This is a genomic window from Rufibacter hautae, from assembly GCF_008271695.1.
Lineage (GTDB): Bacteria > Bacteroidota > Bacteroidia > Cytophagales > Hymenobacteraceae > Nibribacter > Nibribacter hautae.
Genome location: NZ_VKKY01000002.1, coordinates 873,050 through 896,940, shown reverse-complemented (window position 1 = coordinate 896,940; position 23,891 = coordinate 873,050). Strand labels below are relative to the sequence as shown.

Annotated in this window: 17 protein-coding genes and 1 tRNA gene; 2 read left to right on the top strand and 16 right to left on the bottom strand. The window is 48.2% G+C overall.

From position 1 onward, the window contains the following. Positions 1 to 80: 80 nt before the first annotated feature. Positions 81 to 1,319, bottom strand: a complete 1,239-nt coding sequence (locus FOA19_RS12550) for an aminotransferase class I/II-fold pyridoxal phosphate-dependent enzyme (protein ID WP_149091155.1) — start codon at positions 1,317 to 1,319, stop codon at positions 81 to 83. Between the two features lie 204 nt (positions 1,320 to 1,523). Between FOA19_RS12550 and accC the strand changes: the two genes are divergently transcribed. Next, a complete protein-coding gene (gene accC / locus FOA19_RS12545) occupies positions 1,524 to 3,032 on the top strand; it encodes an acetyl-CoA carboxylase biotin carboxylase subunit (RefSeq protein WP_149091154.1) in 1,509 nt (502 codons plus the stop codon). Between the two features lie 185 nt (positions 3,033 to 3,217). Here accC and bshB1 read toward each other — a convergent pair whose 3' ends face one another. From bshB1 to FOA19_RS12505, 8 genes are all read right to left on the bottom strand, one after another. After that, the gene (bshB1, locus tag FOA19_RS12540; RefSeq protein WP_149091153.1) at positions 3,218 to 3,946 is read right to left on the bottom strand and encodes a bacillithiol biosynthesis deacetylase BshB1; all 729 of its coding nucleotides are present in this window, start codon (positions 3,944 to 3,946) and stop codon (positions 3,218 to 3,220) included. Between the two features lie 8 nt (positions 3,947 to 3,954). Then, a complete protein-coding gene (locus tag FOA19_RS12535) occupies positions 3,955 to 4,875 on the bottom strand; it encodes a M23 family metallopeptidase (protein ID WP_223808874.1) in 921 nt (306 codons plus the stop codon). A gap of 236 nt (positions 4,876 to 5,111) precedes the next feature. Next, complete coding sequence (gene trxB / locus FOA19_RS12530) at positions 5,112 to 6,056, bottom strand: thioredoxin-disulfide reductase (protein WP_149091152.1); 945 nt, start codon at positions 6,054 to 6,056, stop codon at positions 5,112 to 5,114. A 358-nt stretch (positions 6,057 to 6,414) separates the two neighbouring features. Further along, a complete protein-coding gene (locus tag FOA19_RS12525) occupies positions 6,415 to 7,278 on the bottom strand; it encodes a sigma-70 family RNA polymerase sigma factor (RefSeq protein ID WP_048920485.1) in 864 nt (287 codons plus the stop codon). 201 nt (positions 7,279 to 7,479) lie between these two features. Beyond that, positions 7,480 to 9,630 carry a polyribonucleotide nucleotidyltransferase gene (gene pnp / locus FOA19_RS12520; protein WP_149091151.1) on the bottom strand — a complete coding sequence of 717 codons (2,151 nt, stop codon included), beginning with the start codon at positions 9,628 to 9,630 and terminating at the stop codon, positions 7,480 to 7,482. Between the two features lie 141 nt (positions 9,631 to 9,771). Beyond that, positions 9,772 to 10,047, bottom strand: coding sequence for a 30S ribosomal protein S15 (rpsO, locus tag FOA19_RS12515; RefSeq protein WP_062545232.1), 276 nt, complete (start codon positions 10,045 to 10,047; stop codon positions 9,772 to 9,774). 111 nt (positions 10,048 to 10,158) lie between these two features. Then, positions 10,159 to 11,571, bottom strand: coding sequence for an LptF/LptG family permease (locus FOA19_RS12510; RefSeq protein WP_149091150.1), 1,413 nt, complete (start codon positions 11,569 to 11,571; stop codon positions 10,159 to 10,161). Positions 11,572 to 11,664: 93 nt separating this feature from the next. Then, entirely contained in the window at positions 11,665 to 12,060 is a 396-nt protein-coding gene (locus FOA19_RS12505; RefSeq protein WP_149091149.1) for an START-like domain-containing protein, read from the bottom strand. Positions 12,061 to 12,194: 134 nt separating this feature from the next. Between FOA19_RS12505 and FOA19_RS12500 the strand changes: the two genes are divergently transcribed. Next, positions 12,195 to 12,268 (top strand) — tRNA-Met (locus FOA19_RS12500). A 1,017-nt stretch (positions 12,269 to 13,285) separates the two neighbouring features. Here FOA19_RS12500 and FOA19_RS12495 read toward each other — a convergent pair. From FOA19_RS12495 to FOA19_RS12465, 7 genes are all read right to left on the bottom strand, one after another. After that, positions 13,286 to 15,583, bottom strand: coding sequence for a carbohydrate-binding protein (locus tag FOA19_RS12495; RefSeq protein ID WP_190300392.1), 2,298 nt, complete (start codon positions 15,581 to 15,583; stop codon positions 13,286 to 13,288). Between the two features lie 1,181 nt (positions 15,584 to 16,764). Beyond that, positions 16,765 to 17,109, bottom strand: coding sequence for a 50S ribosomal protein L20 (gene rplT, locus FOA19_RS12490; RefSeq protein WP_149091147.1), 345 nt, complete (start codon positions 17,107 to 17,109; stop codon positions 16,765 to 16,767). Between the two features lie 83 nt (positions 17,110 to 17,192). Beyond that, complete coding sequence (rpmI, locus tag FOA19_RS12485; RefSeq protein ID WP_062545238.1) at positions 17,193 to 17,387, bottom strand: 50S ribosomal protein L35; 195 nt, start codon at positions 17,385 to 17,387, stop codon at positions 17,193 to 17,195. A 25-nt stretch (positions 17,388 to 17,412) separates the two neighbouring features. Continuing rightward, positions 17,413 to 17,943, bottom strand: coding sequence for a translation initiation factor IF-3 (infC, locus tag FOA19_RS12480; RefSeq protein WP_223808873.1), 531 nt, complete (start codon positions 17,941 to 17,943; stop codon positions 17,413 to 17,415). A 112-nt stretch (positions 17,944 to 18,055) separates the two neighbouring features. Next, on the bottom strand, positions 18,056 to 19,993 hold the full coding sequence (thrS, locus tag FOA19_RS12475; RefSeq protein ID WP_149091145.1) for a threonine--tRNA ligase: 1,938 nt from the start codon (positions 19,991 to 19,993) through the stop codon (positions 18,056 to 18,058). Positions 19,994 to 20,042: 49 nt separating this feature from the next. Further along, entirely contained in the window at positions 20,043 to 21,035 is a 993-nt protein-coding gene (locus tag FOA19_RS12470) for a tetratricopeptide repeat protein (RefSeq protein ID WP_190300391.1), read from the bottom strand. Positions 21,036 to 21,215: 180 nt separating this feature from the next. Beyond that, positions 21,216 to 23,621 (bottom strand): DUF5686 family protein, encoded by a 2,406-nt coding sequence (locus FOA19_RS12465; protein WP_190300390.1) that lies wholly within the window; start codon positions 23,619 to 23,621, stop codon positions 21,216 to 21,218. Positions 23,622 to 23,891 lie beyond the last annotated feature (270 nt).

Sequence of the window (23,891 nt, the reverse complement as noted above, 5' to 3'; positions counted from 1 at the left end):
TTTAATGGCTCTAATATAGGAATTTTAAAATAAGGTGCAAAAAAATAAGCATTTGTATTAATTTCTTAAAAAGCCGTTTTCTAGGCGGGAACAGACGTTTTTGTGTAAAGTCCTTTGTCCAGCTTTGCCGAAATGGCTTCGAAAGCAGAAATGGTTTCTGCCACATCTTCCAGGGTGTGGGCGGCCGTAGGGATAAGACGCAGCATGATTACGTCCTTAGGCACTACCGGATATACCACAATAGAACAGAAAATATTGTAATTCTCCCGTAAGTCAAGGGTAAGGGCAGTAGCGTCAGGAATTTGTCCGTTGAGCAATACAGGGGTTACTGGTGACTCCGTGGTCCCGATATTGAAGCCTTTTTCCCGTAAGCCAGACTGCAGGGCGTTTACCACCGTCCAAAGGCTGTCTTTCAGTTCTGGTTTTGTACGAAGCAGCTCCAGGCGCTTCAGGGCACCCACTACCAGGGTCATCGGCAGGGATTTGGCGTACGTCTGAGAGCGCATGTTATAGCGGAGATATTCAATTACCTGCTCATTGCTGGCCACAAACGCGCCAATGCTGGCCATGGATTTGGCAAACGTAGAGAAGTACACGTCAATGCCATCCTGCACGCCTAAGAACTCGCCGGTACCGGCACCGGTTTTACCCATCGTTCCAAAACCGTGGGCATCGTCAATAAACAACCGGAAGCTGTATTTCTCTTTGAGGGCCACAATCTCCTGCAGTTTGCCCAGGTTACCGCTCATGCCAAACACCCCTTCGGTGATCACCAGGATACCGCCGCCGGTTTCATTTGTAAGGCGAGTGGCACGCTGCAGTTGCTTCTCCAAGCTCTCAATGTTGTTGTGCTGGTACACAAAACGCTTGCCCTGGTGCAGACGCACCCCGTCAATGATACAGGCGTGTGACTCTGCATCGTATACAATCACATCGTGGCGGTCCACCAAAGCATCAATAATGGACACTACCCCCTGGTACCCGAAGTTCAGCAGGAAAGCATCTTCCTTCTGCACAAACTCGGCCAGTTCGCTTTCCAGGCGCTCGTGGTTATTGGAGTTACCAGACATGATGCGGGCACCCATTGGTAAAGCCATTCCAAACTCAGCGGCGGCATCGGCATCGGCTTTGCGCACTTCCGGGTGGTTAGCCAGGCCCAGATAGTTGTTCAAGCTCCAGGTAAGCACCTGTTTTCCCCTAAAGGTCATGCGCGGGGCAATTTCGCCCTCCAGTTTAGGGAACGTAAAATATCCGTGCGCATAGTGAGAATGGCTGCCAAGCGGTCCGCGGTTGGCTAATAACTTTTCAAATAGATCCACTTTAGATAATGTTATGGCGGTTAATGATGTGAAGGCCGTGAAACTTCCTTCTAAAATCAATAAGTATAAACCTAAAAGGTAGGCAAATTTACATTGAATGTAATCAATTACAAAGTCAGTGCCAGAATGCGGGTGCAAAAACGCCTTTTAACTTTGCCCGGAATCAACTTTCTTTGAAGAACGAACCGAACCGAACTTGCCTACATGAAGAAAATTGAAAAGCTGCTGGTGGCCAACCGCGGAGAAATAGCCCTTAGAGTGATGCGCTCTGCCCGCGAGATGGGCATTAAGACCGTGGCCATTTATTCCGAGGCCGACCGCCAGGCCCTGCACGTGCGCTTCGCCGATGAGGCCGTTTGCGTGGGTCCGCCCGCCTCCAGCGCTTCTTATCTGCGCGCCGATGTGATCTTGGACGTATGTAAGCGTTTGGGGGTGGATGCGATTCACCCGGGTTACGGCTTCCTTTCTGAAAATGCCACGTTTGCGCAGCAGGTGCAAGAGGCCGGTATCACCTTCATCGGGCCCTCCCCCGAGGCCATTGAACTCATGGGGAGCAAGCTGGCCGCCAAAGCCGCTGTGGCAAAGTACAACATCCCTATGGTGCCCGGCACCGAGTACGCCATCACTGATATTGAGGAGGCCAAGGTAATCGCCACCAACATCGGGTTCCCTATCCTGATCAAAGCCAGTGCCGGCGGCGGCGGGAAAGGGATGCGCGTAGTAGAGCAGGTCTCTGACTTTGAACAGCAAATGCAACTGGCGGTAAGTGAAGCCACCTCTGCTTTCGGGAACGGGGCTGTATTCATTGAGAAGTACATCGGGTCACCGCGCCACATTGAGATCCAGGTTTTGGGGGACACGCACGGCAACATTGTGCACTTGTTTGAGCGGGAATGTTCCATTCAGCGCCGCCATCAGAAAGTCATTGAGGAGGCGCCGTCTGCGGTACTCACGCCTGAGCTGCGCGCCGCTATGGGCCGTTGCGCGGTAGATGTGGCCAAAGCCTGTGATTACGTGGGCGCTGGTACCGTGGAATTTCTGCTAGACGAGAACATGAACTTCTTCTTCCTGGAAATGAACACCCGTCTGCAGGTGGAGCACCCAGTAACAGAACAGATCACCGGTTTAGACCTGGTGAAAGAGCAAATCAGAATTGCGCAAGGCACGCCTCTCCCATTCTCTCAGGAAGACCTTACTATTACAGGCCACGCCCTGGAACTACGCGTTTACGCCGAGGACCCCGCTAACAACTTCCTACCGGATATTGGAACCCTCACCACCTACAAACGCCCCCAAGGCTTAGGGGTACGGGTAGATGATGGTTTTGAGGAAGGCATGGAGATTCCTATTTACTATGACCCGATGATCGCCAAACTGGTCACCTTTGGGAAAGACCGGCAAGAAGCCATTGAGAAGATGATCAGGGCCATTGACGAGTACCAGATCACCGGCATTGAAACCACCCTGCCCTTCGGGCGATTTGTGATGGAACATGAGGCTTTTCGGTCCGGTAACTTCGATACCAAGTTCATTGAGCGCTACTTCCAGGATCCATCAGTGCTGAAACCAGCACCTTCTCAGGAAGAAGCCGAAATAGCAGCCGTACTGGCAGCGCTGTTCTCCGGCCAAACCAAAAAAGCTTCCACCTCCGCTGCAACTACAAACGCCCCTTTTGGTACCATGTCAGAATGGAGAAAGAACCGGTTGAAATAGCTAATTGCAAGGATTTTAAAATCCCCTGTTTAAAGGCCTTTTTAAAAAATAGGCCTTTAAACAGGGGATTTCCTTTATGCACTTGTAAAAACACGAAATCCGTTTTGAGCCTGTTTTTTCAAACTGAGCTCAAAACGGATTTCGTGTTACAACCGAGTTCTTAGTTAGAAGTCGAATTATGAAGGTTATATCAGATCAAAAAGGTTCTTTACCCCTATAAATCGCTCCCGGGTAAAGCCCTCGCCGTAGGTAGTGCCGATAGCATGTCCTAACTCCATCGCGCGGGCCTCAATGAACCGCAGGAACTCTGGGGAGGAGATATAGGTGGCAGGCTCGTCACTGTTAGGGCTATCCTGTGTAAAGAACTGCGTCTTGAAAGCTCGGATGGCCTCTACTTTCTTCTCCCAATACGGCGTAATATCTACCACCAGATCTGGAGAGATGAACCGGTCCTGGATGTAATGGTAGACCACCTTAGGCCGCCAAGGCTGCTGGTCCTGGCCATTTTCATCCTGGGTTTTAATCTGCCGTAGACCAGAGTAGAAACATGCCTCAGACACCAACTGGCTTCCCCGGCCGTGGTCTGGGTGGCGGTCATGAATGGCGTTCATGAGCACGATCTCTGGCTGATATTTCCTGACGGCTTGAATTACTTTCCGCTGGTGTTCCTCATCGTTCTTAAAAAAACCATCGGCCAGACCCAGGTTCTCACGGGCATCCAAATCCAAAATCCTGGCGGAGTCAGCGGCTTCCTGTGCCCGGCTTTCGGGGGTTCCTCTGGTGCCCAGTTCTCCACGGGTAAGGTCCACCACGCCTACTTTCTTGCCTTGGGCTTTGTGGGCCAGCAGGGTTCCAACACAGCCGAGTTCGGCGTCATCTGGGTGAGAGGCAAAGGCCAGTAAGTCAAGCTTCATGTTCTGTGTTATTTGATGCGGAGATTTCGGCCGGGCCGCAGGGTTGTTCTGGCGGAGATGTGGTTGAGACGCGTAATCTGCGAAACAGAAACGCCGTACTTCCGAGCAATGGTCCCCAGCACCTCGCCGCTTCTCACCTTATGGTACACTACTTTTCTGGCCCGGCTGGCTCCCGAAGATGATTTCTTTTTTGCCCGGTTGTAATAGTTGAAGAGCGCCGAGGTAACCTTGAAGTTCTCGCCTTTCAACAAGTACTCCGGGAAGTCATAAATCTCCTCTGGGTCAATGGGGTTTCCTTCATAGCGCACTTCATAGTGAAGGTGCGGTCCTGAACTGCGTCCGGTGCTTCCGCCCCAGCCTATCAACTCTCCTGCTTTCACGTACTGCCCCACTTTGGCAAGGGGCTTGCTCAAGTGACCATATACCGTCTCCAGACCGTTCACGTGCCGGACCACCAGGTAATTTCCATAGCCGCCGCCATCCCATTTAGAGATCCGGATTACTCCGTCAAAGGCCGTCTTCACTGAGTCACCCGTGTCCAAGTCCAAGTCTGTCCCATAATGCCACCGGTAACCTCTGAAGCCGAAATCAGATGTCACTGGGGTCTTCACCAGCGGCATCTTGTACGGGTGCTTCTTGTCATACAGCGTAAGCGCAATGGTATCCTGGATCTGCCTCCCGTCTTTGCGGTAAGGATTCAGGTTGTGGGTATCCCAAATGGCATAGTAGGCGGCAATCTTCACCCAGGCACTATCATCCATCTGGATCTGCTCAGAAATCTCCACAATACTTTGCTCCCCTAGGTTCAGAGAACTGGTATCCTCGCTTACAATGGAGAGCTTTTTGACCGGGTTGAATTCAGACCGGTTAGGTTTGTCCTTGTCCTGCGACGTCTCCTGCTTCACCTCCACCTGGCTTTCGGGCTTCACCGGTTTTATCCTGGGAGACTTCCTTCTGAATAGGTCTTTATTGGTTCTTTTCCTCTGCGCCTCGGCCACATGCCCCGTAAGGACAAAGCCTGCCAGCAACAGAAGTAAAAGTAGCTTTCTTAGAAACATTCAATCGAATTAATCACCGAACCTGAATTTTCCCAGGTTCGGCTTTAAAACTGAACAAGCCCCTATTTTATTGCTTTTGCAACGCATAGTGGCTTGTTCTCCTCTATTTAGTACTCCTCCAGCGAGGCCAGATATCGCTCGGCATCCAGCGCAGCCATACATCCGGTACCAGCGGCGGTTACCGCTTGGCGGTACACGTTATCCTGCACATCGCCGCAGGCAAACACCCCGTCAACATTGGTCTTGGAGGTTCCTGGGATGGTCTTCAGATAGCCACTCTCATCATGCTCCAGAAAAGGTTGGAAGATCTTAGAGTTAGGATCATGCCCGATGGCCACAAAGAAACCGCTCACTTTCAGGTCGGTTGTTTCTCCGGTCACCGTATTCTTTAGACGGGCGCCTTCTACCGCGTGCTCGCCAAGTATCTCCTCGGTGACGCTGTTCCAGATGATCTCAATATTAGGTGTGTGTTTCACGCGGTTCTGCATGATGGTAGAGGCCTTCATCTCATCGCGGCGCACAATCATGTACACCTTGGAGCAGAGGTTAGAAAGGTAATGGGCCTCCTCGCAAGCGGTATCTCCAGCTCCTACAATGGCTACTTCCTGGCCACGGTAAAAGAATCCGTCGCAAACCGCACAAGCAGAAACGCCGCTGCCATTCAATCTGGATTCAGACTCCAGACCCAACCATTTGGCTGAGGCGCCGGTAGCGATGATCACGGTATCAGTTTCTATCTCTTTCTGGTCATCAATGGTTACTTTGTGCGGCTTACCGGAGAAATCTACGGAAGTAGCAATGCCATAGCGGATATCGGCCCCAAAACGGGCAGCCTGCTTACGGAAATCTTCCATCATCTGCGGGCCGTTGATGCCTTCTGGGTAACCTGGGTAATTTTCTACGTCGTTGGTAATGGTCAACTGACCTCCAGGTTGTAAGCCCTGGTACATAACCGGCTTAAGACCGGCTCGTGAGGCGTAAATGGCGGCGGTATATCCGGCAGGGCCAGAACCTATGATCAAACACTTTACGCGCTCCTTTTCGTTTTCCATATCGGGTAATAATTTGGGAGTGCAATATTACGAATTATTTTAAAGACACCGGCAGATGAGCTGGTTCCCTCTAGGGTCCTAATAATATTAATCAGGCCTAAATAGTTTATTATCAAGCATAAACCACCTTGCATCAACCCTTAGGGTCTTTAGAATAGAACAAATTGTATGCAAGAACAATTCTCACCGCTTAAAACATTCTTTAGACCATACTCCCACTTCAAGGTTTAACTCGCTCGTTTTAGGAGTGCTTTTTGTAAAACATGCTTGAAACAGCAATGCTGGAGCCCTGGAATTTTTAAAAGCAAAAAGCCTTGGTCCGGTGAGAACCAAGGCTTTGGAAATGTTTCTGTAAAAACTATCCCAGGTAAGGCTTCAGGGCCTTGCTGCGGGAAGTATGGCGTAAACGGCGGATGGCTTTCTCCTTAATCTGGCGCACGCGCTCACGGGTCAGGTTGAATTTCTCCCCGATTTCCTCCAGGGTAAGAGAGTGCTCTCCGTTCAACCCGAAGTAAAGCGTGATCACATCGGCCTCCCGTTTGGTCAGGGTAGAAAGAGCGCGCTGCACTTCTTTCCGCAGGGAGTCGTTCATCAGGCCGGTATCCGGTGACTCTTCGTCTTCGTTTTCCAAAACGTCCAATAAACGGTTTTCCTCACCTTGCACGAAAGGTGCATCTACGGATACGTGGCGGCCGGAGATCTTTAGGGTATCCACTACCTCAGCGGTCGTCAGTTCCAGTACTTCGGCAATTTCTTCCGGAGACGGCTCACGCTCAAACTTCTGCTCCAGTTCTGAGAAAGATTTGGAGATTTTGTTCAAAGAACCAACACGGTTCAAAGGAAGACGCACAATTCTTGACTGCTCGGCCAAAGCCTGCAGAATAGACTGACGGATCCACCAAACGGCGTAGGAGATGAATTTGAAACCACGGGTTTCGTCAAAACGCTTTGCAGCTTTGATCAAGCCTAGGTTCCCTTCGTTGATCAAGTCACCCAGGGAAAGCCCCTGGTTCTGGTATTGCTTTGCCACCGACACCACGAAGCGTAGGTTGGCTTTGGTTAATTTTTCGAGGGCGAACTGGTCGCCTTCTCTGATGCGCTGGGCAAGCGTTACCTCCTCGTCTGGGGTGAGCAAGTCCACCTTTCCAATCTCCTGCAGGTATTTGTCTAGGGATTGGCTTTCGCGGTTGGTAATCTGCTTGCTTATTTTCAGCTGTCTCATTGGAGTGTATTTCTATCTGTGTAAATCTCTGTATTGGTTGGCTGCTGGGATAACACTCTCCCCCGCTCCAAAAGTTCTCTTAAATCCAAAACACCTGCTAACATTCCTATTTTAAAGCCGATTTAAATAAATGAGCCCTAAAACCCGGCCCTTCATGTCCAATTTTTGAACGTGCAGAACCAGGTTGTAAGATGCTAGTGCTTAGTCTTTTTTGGGAGCTGACTCCTGGCGCTCAGGCTTTGGCAGCAAAGCTTTGCGAGAAAGTTTGAATTTGCCGGTCTTAGGATCAATGTCCACCAGTTTCACCTGGATTTCCTCACCTAATTCCAACACGCCTTCCATGCTTTCCAGACGCTCCCACTTCACCTCAGAGATGTGCAGCAGACCGTCTTTGCCTGGCATGAATTCCACAAATGCGCCGTACGGCTGGATAGATTTCACTTTACCGGTGTAGGTATCGCCCACTTCCGGAACGGCTACAATGGCTTTGATTTTAGAGACCGCCAACTGCATGGCATCCTGGTTCGTGGCGAACACGTTCACGTAGCCTTTGTCGTTTTTCTCCTCAATCTGAATAACCGCACCAGAATCCCGCTGGATCTGCTGGATCACCTTACCACCTGGCCCGATGATAGCACCGATGAATTCTTTGTCAATAATAATATTGGTAGAACGCGGCGTATGCGGTTTGAAGTCGGCGTTAGGCTGCGCGATGGTTTTGTTCATCTCGCCCAAGATGTGCAGACGGCCGTTTCTGGCTTGGGCTAACGCCTGACCCAAGATTTCAAAGGAAAGACCTTTCACTTTGATGTCCATCTGGCAAGCGGTGATTCCTTTGGCAGTACCGGTTACTTTGAAGTCCATGTCACCCAGGTGATCTTCGTCACCCAAGATATCAGAAAGAACGGCAAAGTTGCCAGACTCCTCGTCCATGATCAAGCCCATGGCAATACCAGAAACCGGGGCCGAAATTTGGATACCTGCATCCATCAACGCCAACGTACCGGCGCAAACGGTAGCCATAGAAGAAGAACCGTTAGATTCCAGGATATCAGACACGATACGGATGGTGTACGGGTTCTCGTCTTCAGCTGGCAATACTTTCTTCAAAGAACGCATGGCCAGGTTACCGTGACCTACCTCGCGACGGCCAGTACCACGCATTGGTTTGGCCTCACCGGTAGAGAACGGCGGGAAGTTATAGTGCAACATGAATTTGTTGTAGCCAGAGAACATGGCCCCATCAATCATCTGCTCATCTAATTTGGTACCTAAGGTAACGGTGGTCAAAGACTGGGTCTCCCCGCGGGTGAACACGGCAGAACCGTGCGCAGATGGCAGGTAATTCACCTCAGACCAGATAGGACGAATTTCGTCCAAAGAACGGCCATCCAGACGACGACGCTCCTTCAATACGGCGTCACGTACCGCTTCTTTCTCAGCATCATGGAAGTATTTGCTGATTAAGCCTGAATCATAAGTATGGTCTTCTGGCAGAGAAGCCACAAACTCTTCTTTGATGGCTTTGAAAGCTTCTTTACGCTGGGCTTTCACGTTATTACCAGCGGCAGCAACTGCATAAGCTTGGTCGTAAGCAGCCTTGAAGATCAATTGCTTCAGTTCTTCGTCGTGGGTCTCGTGGCTGTACTCGCGCTTGGTGGTGTTACCCACCTCTTGCGCCAACTCCACCTGCGCCTGTACCTGAACCCTGATGGCTTCATGGGCAACTCTGATGGCTTCCAGCATGTCTTCTTCAGACACCTCGCTCATCTCACCTTCCACCATGGCAACGCTGTCTGCAGAACCACCTACAATCAGGTCGATGTCGGCACGCTTCAGGTCAGAAAGCAAGGGGTTGATCTGGAACTGACCGTCAATGCGGGCCACCCGCACCTCAGAGATAGGTCCGTTGAAAGGGATATCAGAAACCGAGATAGCGGCAGAAGCGGCCAAAGCAGCCAGGGCATCAGGCAGTACTTCTGCATCGGCAGAGATCAGGTTGATGATCACCTGGGTTTCGGAATGGTAATCGTCTGGGAACATAGGCCGCAGAATACGGTCTACCAGACGGCTGATCAATACTTCATAGTCAGAAAGACGGGCTTCTCTTTTCAGGAAACCGCCGGGGATTTTACCGGAAGAAGCGAATTTCTCCTGGTAGTCCACAGAAAGGGGAAGGAAGTCTACTCCTTCACGGGCACCCACGTTAGACACCACTGTCGCCAGCAGCATCGCGTTTCCGCATCTTACCACAACAGAACCGTCGGCCTGTTTGGCAAGCTTACCAGTCTCAATAGTTATGTCACGGCCATTGGCCATGCGGATGGTTTTATTTATAGCGTTATATGACATCGGTCTTGATATAAATGCAATCAAAGTAAAATGCACCCAAAGGCAGAGAGCCCAGGGCGCTAAGTGCAAGAAGGGAAAGCGGAGGCAATAAAAAAGATTAGGGAATCCTTATTAATGAATTCCCTAATCTTTCTATGTGGATTATTTACGAATGCCTAGTTCAGCGATAATAGCGCGGTAACGCGTAATGTCGGTTTTAGTAAGGTAATTCAGTAATCTTCTTCTCTTACCAACCAATTTCAAAAGACCCAAACGAGTGGAGAAGTCTTTTTTGTTGGATTTTAGGTGTTCTGTCAGGTGGTTAATCCGGGCAGTAAACAGGGCGATTTGTGATTCAGCAGAACCGGTGTCGGTGGCTGACTTTGAAAAACCGCTGGTTTGGAAGATTTCTTTTTTCGCTTCGGTAGTTAATTTCATTGCGTGTAACTGTACTTTTCTTTTTATCGCAGTTCAGATTATAAGGCGCAAAGTTAGTAAACAAACCCTTATATTCAAATATTTCATTGTAATAAAGAGCGGTTATTTCTTTTACTGCGCCCTATTGGGCCTGAATCTGGCGGTTAACTTGCGCCAGAAATCAAATTCCAACAGGTTAGAGTCATTGCGGGCCTGGTAGAGGAAAAAGAGACCGATGGGCAACAGGATACTGTTGGCGGCCCACATGCCTGCTACAACCGGCCACACGCCTTCGCGTCCCCACTTCTCCCCCAATATGCTAAGTACGTAATACACAATGAAAAAGGCGATGGAGATGATCACGGGCATTCCTAGCCCCCCTTTCCGGATGATGGCCCCCAGCGGTGCCCCAATCAGGAACATGATGAAACAGGCGAAGGCCTGTGTGAACTTGCGGTAGATCTCAATCTCGTAGTTGTTGCGCTCTCGCTGGATGGTGGTCAACCTGGAGGCGTAGGAACTGGTGAAGCTTTTCACATTCCTCGCTGAGTTGGCCGCGGTCTGCACATCCTGTAAGGTAACCTTTGGCGAGAGCCGTTTAGCGGCTACCTTGATGTTAAGTGTGTCTTTGGCTTTAAGGGTACTGAAGTGCGAGTAAAAAGGTCTGACGTTGGGCTCCAGCAAGGTGGTTTCCTTATTGATCTGCTTCTGCAGAGAGTCTGTAACGCGGGTAAGCTGGTTGATGTTCTTCATCATCTTGTTGTCCGCGAACCACTGCGAATTGCTTCTGATCATCTGGAAGGAGGCCAGGTTCACCACAATCTTGTTCTTGGTGAAGGCCTGCCGCAGGTAACCCGTGCTTTGGCTGAACCCGGTAGAACTGCTGGGGCGCTCCTCGGCAAAGGTCTTGCCATGGAACATCTCCAGCACCAGGTACTGGTCATTGAACTGGGTGTACATCTTGCCAGAGTCGGCCAGCATGACCACGGCATTCCCCTGTCCGTTGGAATGGTCATAGATCATGATGTCTTTGAGGGTCTGGCCATCTTCAAACTTCTTCCCCACCCTGATACTGCGGTTAGGCAGACCGTTGTAGAAGGAACCTTCTTTGAGGTCAAGGGATGGTTTTTTCTGGCGTATGTCCCACATCAAGCTATACGCCTTGAGGTTGGCTTTCGGAACGATGGTGTTATGGAAGAAAAAGGCGGCAATGGTGAGCAGCACCGCGAAAAGGAAAACCGGCCTAAGCGCCCGGACCAGCGAAATACCTGAGGTCTTGATGGCCGTGAGTTCATGGTGCTCGCCCAAATTCCCGAATGTCATAAGCGAAGAAAGCAGAATGGCCAAGGGGAAGGCCATAGGCGCCAGGTTAAGGCTGAAGTAAAACAACAGCTCTGAAATCACGGCTACCCCTAAATCTTTCCCTATGAGGTCATCCAGGTATTTGAGGATAACCTGCAAGAGCAGAATAAACTCTACTACGGCAAAGGTGAGAACAAAAGGCCCTATAAAGGACTTAAGAATAAGCTTATCTAATTTTTTCATGTAGTGTTACCGCTTCCTTCAGCACCGGCCGTGGGTTTTGGACCCACTTTCAGGAAAAGTGGCCCAATTTACAAAAAGCGGCGGAAAGGGCTGCTATCCTCCTATCAACTCCCGCAGAGTCAATACCTGATTGTCCCAGAGCTCGGTTAATTGCTCAACGTCTCCCACGTCTGTATAATCTACCACGCGCAAAAATTGTTCCTGGGTCAGTTCCCCAGACTCTATGGAGAAATCAATATAGCTGTAGTCATGGGAAGGCCCTTTGTTCGTGCCCGGGAAGGTAAACCGCACTGACTTGTTCATCCGGTGGCTCGTCATTTCCGCAATGTGGTCCTGGTTATCCCACACCAGGTTGTACTTGCGGTCCCCAATCTGTTTGGCAGCGTCACACAGCCACTGAGACAAACCAGACGCCGTGCTCAGGTAAGGATACAGCATCTTAGGCGATGCATTCAGAGAGTACTCTCTAATGAACTTTATCTTACTCATAGGACAATAAAGTTAAAAGTGTGTTAGGGTGTAGTAAAGGTGGGGCGGATATGCTTCTTCAATTAAAAGAAAATTTTTTATAGAAAAAAACTTGTGCAGTTATAAATCTTTCTCCTACATTTGCACCACAATTCGGCGGGGTAGCTCAGATGGTTAGAGCGCAGGATTCATAACCCTGAGGTCGGCAGTTCGATTCTGCTCCCCGCTACATGTTCAAAACCCAGTTTAGCAAAAAGCCTTTAAACAGAACGTTTGAAGGCTTTTTGCTTTTCAGACCTTCTCCTTTCCTGACGATTGCCTTCTTCAGGATTTAAAAACAAAAGCTTACAAGATTCGCTAAATTCCATTTTATATATTCAGGAAAAATTAGCGTTAGCCATCTTGCGCTATCCAAGAAACGATTACCGATTAGAATGAAATCAGCATTGCGTTTAAAGGGCAATAGCACTTTAATTAAGACCTAAAATGTGCCTTCGTGACTCCTTATATTATAAAGGGTTAGTTTTCCTTTATTTCATTACAAAAAAAATACTCCACTAAATTTTTGAAAAGGTTTGCAGAAGGTGGATTCTATTTTAGATTAACTGTTTTGAGTTTGATTTTTCTAAAAAGTTGATAAACGTAACAGTTATTATTTTCCTTCACAGAGGTTAATATTTAAGCGTCATGTATAATATAGAAGCGAACGGGTGTTCCCTTTTAAAGATCCTTATAATTGGTTGTTAAAGGCGGCATCTTTTTTTTCCTTATTTTCTAAAGTTGCTCTTCTGAATTTTGGAAAAACAAGGTTCAATCATTGGTTAATTACCTTGTTAACAATCTTTAAGATAAGGTTACTAATTAGCCTTGATTAAGATACTAAGCTAAGTTAAAGTAAACTACATTTAGCAAGTATCCATTCCTTAATAGAACTATTCCATAATTAGTTTTGGGCAATTTTTTTTAAAAGCAGGCTATAAACATTTGGGTTTATAGGGTAAGCACTTCTTCTTGGGCACAAGGATCTAAAGAATCCATCCATTTGGCTCAATATATTAGATGAAGAAGTGAAGTGGAAGCTTCAATAAAGTGATTAGAATTATGCACAGAAGAGGATTCTAAATAGAACCTCCAGCAAGTAAATAAAAAGGCCGGGGCAAAAGCTCCGGCCTTTTTATTTACTACCCTTCTGTTTTAGGCAGGATTTAATAAAAGAAGACAAAAAATGTTTCTATTAAAATGGTAACTACTGTTTGATTACTTTTTTAACCTCGTTTAAGCCATTTCCTCTTAGGCGGATAAAGTACAGTCCGCTGTTAAGGTTCTCTAAAGTTACTGTTTGGGTAATCTCCTCAGCTCCTTTAGTGACAGTGAAATGCTTGATAGTTCTTCCAGCAGTGTCAACCAGATCAATCTGCACAGCGCCTGTCACCTGCTGGCCAACCCTGACCTGAACTCTGTCAATGGATGGGTTAGGGAACACAGACCAGGTCTGGGTCAGGGCGTTCTCATTTAAAGAGGCAAGACCTCCTTCTGAGATGGTAGCTGCCTGAGTTGTAGAACCAGAACCACCCAGTTCAATCCAGTTGAAATTCCAGCCGGCTTTCTTCACGTAGATTTGGATGGTTTGAGTACCGGCACTCAAGGCAACCTGCGTAGAGGTCGTTCTCCAGGTCTGCCAGCCTCCGGTGGCGGCCACGTCAACGGTCTTCAAAATGGCACCGCTGCTGTTTCTAATCTCAAATTGCCCCACACCCGTTCCTGCTGTTCTGAAACTCATGTTGTAGGTACCGGCAGTACTTACCGTAACACTGTACTTCATCCAGTCTCCGGCATCAATGCGGCCCACATCATACCCACCACCGGCGTCTTTGCAACTCTCTACAAAAACACCGCTCATGCTGGTGTATTTTTCTGCCTCAATCCGGGTTGTTGGAATATTGATGGTGTTAACCGGAGTAGTAGTGGCCGAAGTAACAGTAAAGCTCTGATTAACGGGTAAGGCTGCACTGTAAGAAGTATTTCCACTTTGGAGTGCCTGCACCGTTACGGTACCGGCACCTGTAAGGGTTAAGGTATTCCCGCTTAAGGTAGCTGGACCAGAGACTACTTTGAAACTTACCGTTAAACCAGAGGTAGAGGTGGCTTGCAGGGCGAACGGTGCTGTACCGTTTTCTTTCGATCCAATGGTTGGGAAGGTGATAGTTTGTCCTTGCAATCCGGTGGACGTACCTGCAACCGGCTTGAAGAAGGAAGGGGTGGAATTCAGGGTGATGTTGGTGGAAAGCTGCTGTGTGTTTTTGGCCGTGGCGTAGAAATCCCATTCAAAACGGTCTACTTTGGCAATGTTCAACCCGGCAGGGAAAGAATAAGGCTGCGAGTAAGTCTCCGTTTTATCATTGGGGTTTTTAGCCCACAGGACATACACGTACTCTCCGTTCTTTACAAAAGCACCGCCTTCTACTGAGGCAGGCAAGTTCAGGGCCGCGGTTCGGCCAGCGTCATAGGTATAATCCTTAATGAGCAAAGAAGTAGTCTTAAAGCCTTTGCCTACTGGGGTCAGTTTCTCATTACCATACGTGTCCCTGGTGAGGTTTTCATACAGGCCCATTAATTTATAATCACTGGTGATGGTCGTTCCGGCGGCAGGGGCATTCATGGCTTCCCCTACTCCGTAAACCTGGATCTGTCTAATTCCGTTCTTCTGGGCAAGCACCATTGCTTTGATCCCAAAATTCCGCTGGAGCTCATCTGAGCCATAGCGCCAGTCAATGGTCCGGCGGTTCATGTTGGTTTCCGTAACGATGAAATGCTTTTTAGGATAAGTGGCGCCATTATAGCCGTATTTAAGCAAAACAGCCTCTAACCAGTTTTTATGGGTTATAACCTGAGCGGCCGCGTAGTCTGAGTTGTGCAGGTATACAAAGCCTCCAACATTGCTATCCCATTTACGAAGGTTGTAAGCGGGGTACACGTGGTAACTCACCATGTCAAAATAAGCTCCGCCTTTGTGAGGGTATTGACTTGACACCGCTCCACCATTAGGGTTGTCAGTGTAGCGCATCATGGCATCCAGGAACTCAGGGTAGCCAATACCACCAGGAGTCACAAAGTCATCGGGGTTATACTTCTTAACCACTTCCCAGGTAATGCGCAGCATGCGGAGGTAGCTGAAGAAAGGGGCTCTGAAGTTTGACATCTCGGCCGGTAACGGTGCACGGGTAAGCCAATTTGAACGAGTGGCAGACCCTAAATCCGGCTCATTCACCACTTCCCAGTTCTTTACGTAAGGGCCGTAAGTCTGTACCAGTTTGTACACGTAATTGGCGTAGTAGTTATTGGGGTTTACAGTACCATTAGATAGCCAGATGGGCTCATAAAGGTTCTTAAAGGATTTTGAGGAATAGGTGCAACCCGGATAAGTGGTGAGGTCACGGTGGGCTTCAGAAGGACCTTCTAAGAAAACGGTCACATCTTTCATTCCTAAATCAATAGCGTAATACTTGAATTCATTCAACCGAATGGCATAACCCCAGCGCTCCACAAAACTTTCCGGTAACGTTGGCCTAATTGAATTTCCCCCTGCTTTGCTCACTATTGTGGCGAGCGTTCTGTCATTCCAGCCATTTCCAAAGGCACCCATATTAGCACCAAATCCAAATGGGGCATTGTAGGGTCTCACACTTTCATTAGCGGTGGGTTGCTGGGAAAATACGGAGTAAGAACTGATGCATAGACATAATAAGAGCAGGAAGCGGTAAAAACCTAATTTCATTTTTCTAAGATAAAGTTAATAAAGGGTTAGGTATTAAGGGGCGGGGATAAGCAGCTGCTATATTTCAAAACTAATTTAAAACTTTAGGAAAACAAACCTCGTATAACACATTCTTAATATCTAAAGGATTCTATACATCTAAAAAACACGTATATACATTTAATACACCTTTATTTTGTTATATAATAACTAAGAAATAAAATAATTTAAGTGTGTTTAAACAGTTTAAATTTTGATTTTGTACATTTTAAACAAAATTATTGCATTCACTTTTGAATGAGCCATTTAGCTTTAAAATTTGATTGATTTTGGCTGATTTAACCGGATTTTGAATATTTTCAGGATTGTTGACGTATTATAGTTAAATCATTTTTTATACTCTAAATCTATAATTAGAACTTTTCCGGTAAGAGGCCAAAAAAGAAAGCAAAAATAATATGTTAACTATCTGAGTATAAATACGTTATACCTCCACCTTTTCAAGATTCTTCCCCCTTTTCTTTATCTTTTGCAGTTTCTAACATCTACTTTCCAACTAGGTGAAAAGGCTAGTGCGTTTGAAAGCATAAGGGCCTTAGTTTTATCTGGTACCTCTTTAAAATATTCTTCTCTAGAGTTACCTTCTACCTTTTGTAATTGGATAATTGTTGGTGGTGGAAGTTGGTTGTAAGACATGCCTCTCCCCCTTGCTAAGGAATTCACCTTAGTATAAGGTGGAATTTAAGGCTAGCATGAATACTTGTAACTTACTCTAGTGGTAAGTCATAGAATATAGCTTGCGTTATTTGGGCGCAATTTTTGGGCAGGCCTGAGGAGAACCGCATGTTAACGTTGCCCTTCAAGACCTGTGTATCCGTATCAAATCTTTCTGCTTGAAGAACCAGGAAGAGAAAGGCACAAAAAAAAGCCCAGCGTTGGCTGGGCTTTTCAAAGGTTATGAGCAGGAAAGCTTATCTCACTTTCTCAACAATTCCGGTGAAAGCTTCTGGATGGTTTAAAGCTAAGTCAGCCAAAACTTTACGGTTCAGGTTGATGTTGGCTTTTTTCAAACCGCCCATTAACTGGGAATAAGACAGACCGTTGATACGGGCTGCAGCATTGATACGCTGAATCCAAAGAGCACGGAAGTCTCTTTTCTTCGCTTTTCTATCGCGGTATGCATAAAGCAAACCTTTTTCAACCGCGTTTTTGGCTACTGTCCAAACGTTCTTTCTACGACCAAAGTAACCTTTGGCCATTTTCATGATTCTCTTTCTCTTGTGGCGAGCCGCCACGGTATTGACCGATCTAGGCATTTCTACTTTTTTTTGGGGCTGGTGATCTCGGTTTAATTCTTAGTTACCAGTTCCCGATGAAACAATTGGAAAATTGAATGTGATTAAGACGCAAGCATTCTTAACACGTTGGCTTGGTCAGCTTCGCTCACTAAACCTGTGTGGGTCAGATTTCTCTTCTGCTTGGTGGTCTTTTTGGTCAGGATGTGGCTTTTAAAAGCGTGTTTACGCTTTACTTTGCCAGTACCTGTCAGGGTGAATCGCTTCTTAGCCCCTGATTTGCTTTTCATCTTTGGCATTTGGGTGTATATAAAAAGTGTACTGTTATTTCTTCACCTTTGGTCCCAGGAACAGAAACATCCGCTTCCCTTCCAGTTTAGGCAGCTGTTCTACTTTCGCTACATCTTCCAGCGCCTGGGCAAATTTAAGCAAAAGTAGCTCACCGCGTTCTTTAAAGACAATTGTACGGCCTACAAAGTGCACATATGCCTTTACTTTTGCACCTTCACCTAAGAATTGACGGGCGTGCTTCAGCTTGAATTCGAAATCGTGGTCATCGGTGTTAGGACCAAACCTGATTTCCTTCATCACCACCTTCGTGGTTTTCGCCTTCATTTCCCGCTGCTTCTTCTTTTGCTCGTATTTGAATTTTGAATAATCAATAATACGGCAAACGGGTGGATCTGCTTTTGGAGAAATCTCCACCAAGTCTAGATTCTGTTCCGTGGCAAGACGGCGGGCTTGGTCTATGCTGTATACACCTGGCTCCACGTTCTCCCCCACTACCCGCACGTCACGGACGCCGGTGATGCGCTGATTGATACGATAAGGTTCTTCGACCTTGCCACGTGGCACGTAGCGTTTGTTATTCGTAGAAATAGTTTTACCTCCTAAAGTTTAAGGTTGTACAATCAGGGTGCGAATATCGCCTTTTTCCCTGTAAATTAAAAGTAATTACCTAATATTTTTAATTAAGCATCTCTGCCAGCACAGCTCGGAAGTTGTCAACGAAAGCGTCTACGCGTAAAGTTCCCATGTCCCCGAGGCCATGTTTACGTACCGAGACGATCTCGTTTTCCTGCTCCTTCTCGCCTACAATAATCATGTAAGGCACTTTGCTCACTTCGGCATCACGTATTTTGCGCCCGATTTTCTCATCACGGGTGTCAATGTACCCTCTGATGTCCTGCTCGGCAAGTTGCGCATTTACCTTTTGGGCGTATTCGTGGTATTTTTCAGAAATAGGCAGAATTGCCACCTGGTCTGGGCTGAGCCACAGCGGGAAATTACCGCCGCAGTGTTCAATTAACACGGCCACAAAGCGTTCCAAAGAACCAAATGGTGCCCGGTGAATCATTACCGGACGGTGTTTTTCGTTATCGGCACCGATGTATTCCAGCTCAAAACGCTCCGGTAGGTTGTAGTCTACCTGGATGGTTCCCAGCTGCCACTTACGGCCCAAGGCATCCCGCACCATGAAGTCCAGCTTAGGTCCGTAGAACGCAGCTTCGCCCAACTCAGTTACAGTAGGCAAGCCTTTCTCCGTAGCGGCTTCAATAATGGCGCTTTCGGCTTTCTCCCAAAGGTCATCAGAACCAATGTACTTGGCCTTATTTTCTGGGTCACGCAAAGAGATTTGGGCGGTGTAGTTTTCAAAGCCTAAGGCCTTGAACACGTACAATACCAGGTCAATTACTTTAGTGAACTCTTCCTTCACCTGGTCTGGACGGCAAAAAATGTGAGCATCGTCTTGGGTAAAGCCCCGCACGCGGGTTAAGCCGTGCAACTCACCGCTTTGCTCGTAGCGGTACACTGTCCCAAACTCAGCCAGGCGCACCGGAAGTTCTTTGTAAGACCTTGGACGGGTCTTATATATCTCGCAGTGGTGCGGGCAGTTCATAGGTTTCAAGAAGAACTCCTCCCCTTCGTTCGGGGTCCTGATGGGCTGGAAAGAATCCGCACCATATTTCTCGTAGTGGCCAGAGGTCACGTACAAATCCTTCGCTCCAATGTGCGGAGTAACTACGGGTTGGTAGCCCGCTTTCATCTGGGCTTTGCGCATGAATTGCTCCAGACGCTCGCGCAGCATGGTGCCTTTAGGCAACCAAAGCGGTAAACCCATGCCTACTTTCTCAGAGAAAGCGAACAGCTCCATTTCCTTGCCCAACTTACGGTGGTCACGGCGTTTAGCTTCCTCTAGGCGCTCCAAGTACTCCGTCAATTCCTTCTGTTTAGGAAAGGTGATCGCGTACACGCGGGTCAACTGCTTGCTCTTCTCATCACCGCGCCAGTAAGCACCGGCCACGTTCATAAGCTTAGCGGCTTTGATGAACCCTGTGTTGGGGATGTGCGGCCCGCGGCAAAGGTCAGTGAAGTTTCCTTGGGTGTAGAAAGTAATAGAACCGTCTTCCAGTCTCTCCAGCAAGTCTAGCTTGTAAGGATCGTTCTTCTCGGTGAAATACGCGATGGCATCGGCTTTGCTGATGGGTTGGCGCACGTACTCGCTTTTTTGACGGGCCAGTTCCAACATCTTTTGCTCAATGGCCGGAAAATCCTCTTGAGAAAGGTTCCTGTCATCGCCTAAGTCAATGTCATAGTAAAAGCCGTTTTCAATGGCCGGACCTATCCCCAACTTCACTCCCGGATATAAAGCCTCCAGCGCCTCGGCCATCAAGTGGGCTGAGGAGTGCCAGTAAGTAGCCTTGCCTTCGTCATCGTTCCAGGTCAACAGCTGAATATGACCATCCTCAGAGATAGGACGCGTTAAATCCCACACCTGGCCGTTCACTTTCACGGCCAATACGTTGCGGGCTAATCCTTCACTGATGGAGGCGGCAATCTCAATACCGGTTACTCCTGCCTGGTATTCACGGACCGAACCGTCTGGTAAGGTAATGTTGATCATATATAAAGATATAAACTTCTTCGGTTTAGCCTAGTTTCCGGCAAAATAGCTAAAAAACAGATACGGCGCGCAAAGTATCCATCATTGGACGTTGCGGCACAGGCCTATTGGTGCGCTGCAAAGCTACACTATAGCGCCGGTTCTGCGGATATTTTCTGACTAAAAATGCATAATGGGGTCTGGCGGCAGCTTTCTGTCCTGTCCACTCCAGACAAGTAGCCAAGATCCACCGGTTGTGCTCGGTGAGTTTTAGCCCCAGTTCCTGCGCTTTCAGCAGTTGCGGAAGCGCCGTGCTGTACTGTCTCTTCTTGTACCATGCCTCCCCTAAACCCGCATACCCTTCTGCCCTGTTAGGCTGAAAGTTGATGGCTCTGCTAAAGCAGGCCAATGCCGTGTCTGTTCTATTGTAGTTAAGGTAATACTGTCCTAACTGTTGCCACCAAAAACCATCTTTGGGTTGTTTCTTTATCCCTACCTGTACCAATGGAATGGCATTCTCATACAAACCGCGCGCAGTGTAGATGGCGCTCAGCTCGCGGTACGCCGGCAGGGAGACTGAATCTCGTACCAACGCGCGGTTCAGGTTATAAAGCGCACGTGTGGTGTCACCGGTTCCAGCCTGGGCTTTGGCCAATAACACGTAATACTTTGCCTCGCCCGGACTTAATCTTATGGCTTTACTGCTGTGGCTTAATGCCCTGTCATACAACTTCAACCCCACGTATGTTTCCGCCAGGATAGCTTCAGATTCGGGTGAATAGAAGTTAAAGGCTTTGGCTTGCATCATCATCTTCATGGCCTCCTGGTATTCTCTCTGGCCGGTAAGGATCTTGGCTTTCCAGAAATAAGCCTCACCCAGTGAAGGATCCATGGTGGTAGCCAAGGTTAAATCTTTGAAGGCTGGTGGCACTTTGTCTGCGGCCAAATACAGCTTGGCCCGTTTTACATACCACTCAGGCTGCGGATTCCGCTGATCCAAGGCCCTGGTCAGTTCGTTTATCTGGGTTTGTACGCTGCTATCTACCCGCTGAGGATTGAACATTCTTTCTTCTGATGTTTTCTGGGAGCAGGCTGCTAGAAAACCAAAGCCTAACCACAAAAGCCATAAAGAAAAACGCATATGAGATAACAGGTACATGAATAGATGTTGCAGCGAAGGTACCATTTCCAGTTTAGTTCTGTTGCGTTTTAGCACCAATTTTATCTAAACAGGCCCAAAACGCTAAGGGTTCACAGAGACCGACAAGCGCACACCCCACAAAGGCGAATCAAGTTCTTTGTAAGTTAACCGATGCACCAGATCTACCCGCAGCAATTGGAAGATGTTCTTGAAACCCACGTTCACCTCGGCGTAGGGATCTTTTTCCAGGCTCCGGAAATTCACCTTTTCTGTAGCCCCTACCTCATAGGTGGGCTTGTTCTTATCCGTTAACCGTCCGTACAACACCGCTCCACCGGCTACCAGCAGTAGTTTGGTTTTCTTCAGCAGCGGCAACCGATTGGTGATAGAGAAAGCCCCCTCAAAATGGTGGTCATAGCGCAGGGAGACATATTCATCCGTGGCGAAGGAGAAGAACGGCATTAAGTTGTAGCCATGAAGAATGAAGAAGGGCGTCTCGTTCCCGATAGGTACTTGCAGCAAGGGTAACGGTACTTTGGTAAAGGTCTTGCCTGCCTTAAAGTAATACCGGCCATACCCAAAAATACCAGCCCGTACGCGCTGCTCCACCGATAAAGAAACTTCCTGGTACGTCAGGTCAGAGTTCATCAGTCCGCTTAAGCCCGCCGATATATCCAGCCCAACGATAGGCGCTGTGGAATTGGCGATGGGAATTTTCTCATAGTGCCTGATCAGAACCTTCTTGGCTGAGGCGTAACGGAGGCTCAAGGTCACATCGGTGGTGCTGAAGCCATCGTACTTGGAGACATCGTTTTTCCCGCTTAAAGGCTCAGTGTCAAAGGCTGGCCGGTAGTTGGTATGCCGGAAGGTCACGCGCTGCCGGAACCCGGGCAGCCATTCACGCTCGGCCCACATCTGCATCCGTTCCTGCTGGTAAGGGAAATTCATCTTCCCCCACCTGAACGCCGAAAAGAAGAGGCTATTGAGTTGACTGTTGTTCAAATCCATGGAGGCCGGTCCCACATCGTTGAGGTAACTTACGCCCCATTCGGTCCACCTCTGCCGGTTTGCGATGTACCGGATGTTAAAGAGGCTTTTAAAGGATTCATCTTTGGTACCGTAACCCAGATATCCGTTCAAGATCCAATTAGGGTGGAACTCTTGGGTTGTCCGGCCACCAAACTGCACCCGGTGGCCCTCGACTTTATTGTACACGTAGGTCCCAAAAACCGGTCCCCATTCAAATTTGTCATTTAATGGCATGTGCCCTTCTACCGCCACCCTGATAATCTTTACGGCACTCTGGATTTCGGGCAGTTTGTTTATCTGGGCAATGGATTCTAACCTTTTCTGCTCTTCTGGTGAGAAAGCCTGCGGACGCATAGTCTGCCAGTATCCTTCCTTGTATTTGAGGGCTGAATCACTGATTTGGTGGGTCATGTCGAAGAACTCCTCGGGTTTGGGCTGCCCCAACACCAGATCGGTATACGTGGTAATTGTCTCCACAAACAAGCGGACATCGGAACCAGGCAAACCGGTGATCTGAAACTTGCGTTTGCTGGATAAAGGCAACAAAGACGGGTCTTCCTCATTCCAAGCCTGGACAATCTGCAGGTTTTTGACAAAGTTCAGGGCCACATCTTTGTTCAGGCGCAGTTCAATCCGGCGCAGAGAATAGGAGCCGTCAGCAATCCACATGGTACCTTCAAAGGTGAGGTCCTGCGAGCGCTTAGGAAGGATTTTGATGCGGTACACTTTGCCACTCGATGTCTCCACACTGTCTTCCAGGTCATAATCATAGTAAGCGGCCCACTGGTTAGCGATCGGACTCACAAAGTCCTTGTCAAACATGCGCATCCAGTTTTGGTTAAGCGAGAAGTGCTCGGCTTGGGCATTCAGCAACTGTGCAATCTGGCTTTCCTTTTCAATGCCCACCCCTGCCACTTTGCTAGCCTTCAGAATCTCTTTCGACTTTTTAGGGTTGCGGCTGAAGAAGGTTTCTTTCACCGTCTCTGACTGGAAGATGGGCAAGGAGGCCGTGCGGGAGGGCGCGTCACTCAAGGTCAGGCTGTCTAAGTAAGGCGCGTACCTTTTGGAGAAACCTTTCTTTTTATCGGTGGCCTCGCGCTCCAAAATGCTGCCTTTCATAAGGGTGTAGGTGCCAAACTGAATGGCCTCTTGGTTTTCAGGCAAGTAAAGGTGCTTGTTTTTGGCTGCGGCGCGCACAATCTTATAAGCCGGGTTCTCCCTGGGCCTAATTACTATCTCCTGAATGGCAATACTCTGCCGAACCAGGCCGATGTTGCCGTTGTTCAACAGCTCAACCGCTGATTTTACCACCGGCAAATATCCAAGCAAGGTAAAAGTAACCGTGTCTGTAGTGGTGTATTTCCGGATGATGTACTGTCCCGCCTCATCGGTGAAAGCGGGCACTTTGGCTGATTTCAGGTGGACGGTTACGTAATCCAGGGGTTTCTTGCTTTCTGCATCTATGACTTTACCTACCAAGGGTGCGGTTTGGGCATGCGCGGCCCTTAAGCCAACCAGAAGCAGTATACAGATTAGTAAGTTTCTCACTTTAAGAAATTTGATTCTCTAATATAAAAAATTTGGCAAGCTTATATTTAATTAGGCCTATTTTAATTATGCTGTCACCGGAGGAACACTGGAATGATCAAGGTGGCCTAAAAGGCTCTTTACTGGAAGCTTACCTAGAGAAGACAATCAATATTCAAAAACCCCTATCCTTGGTCTGCTTTTCACCCGTTTTTTGTAAAA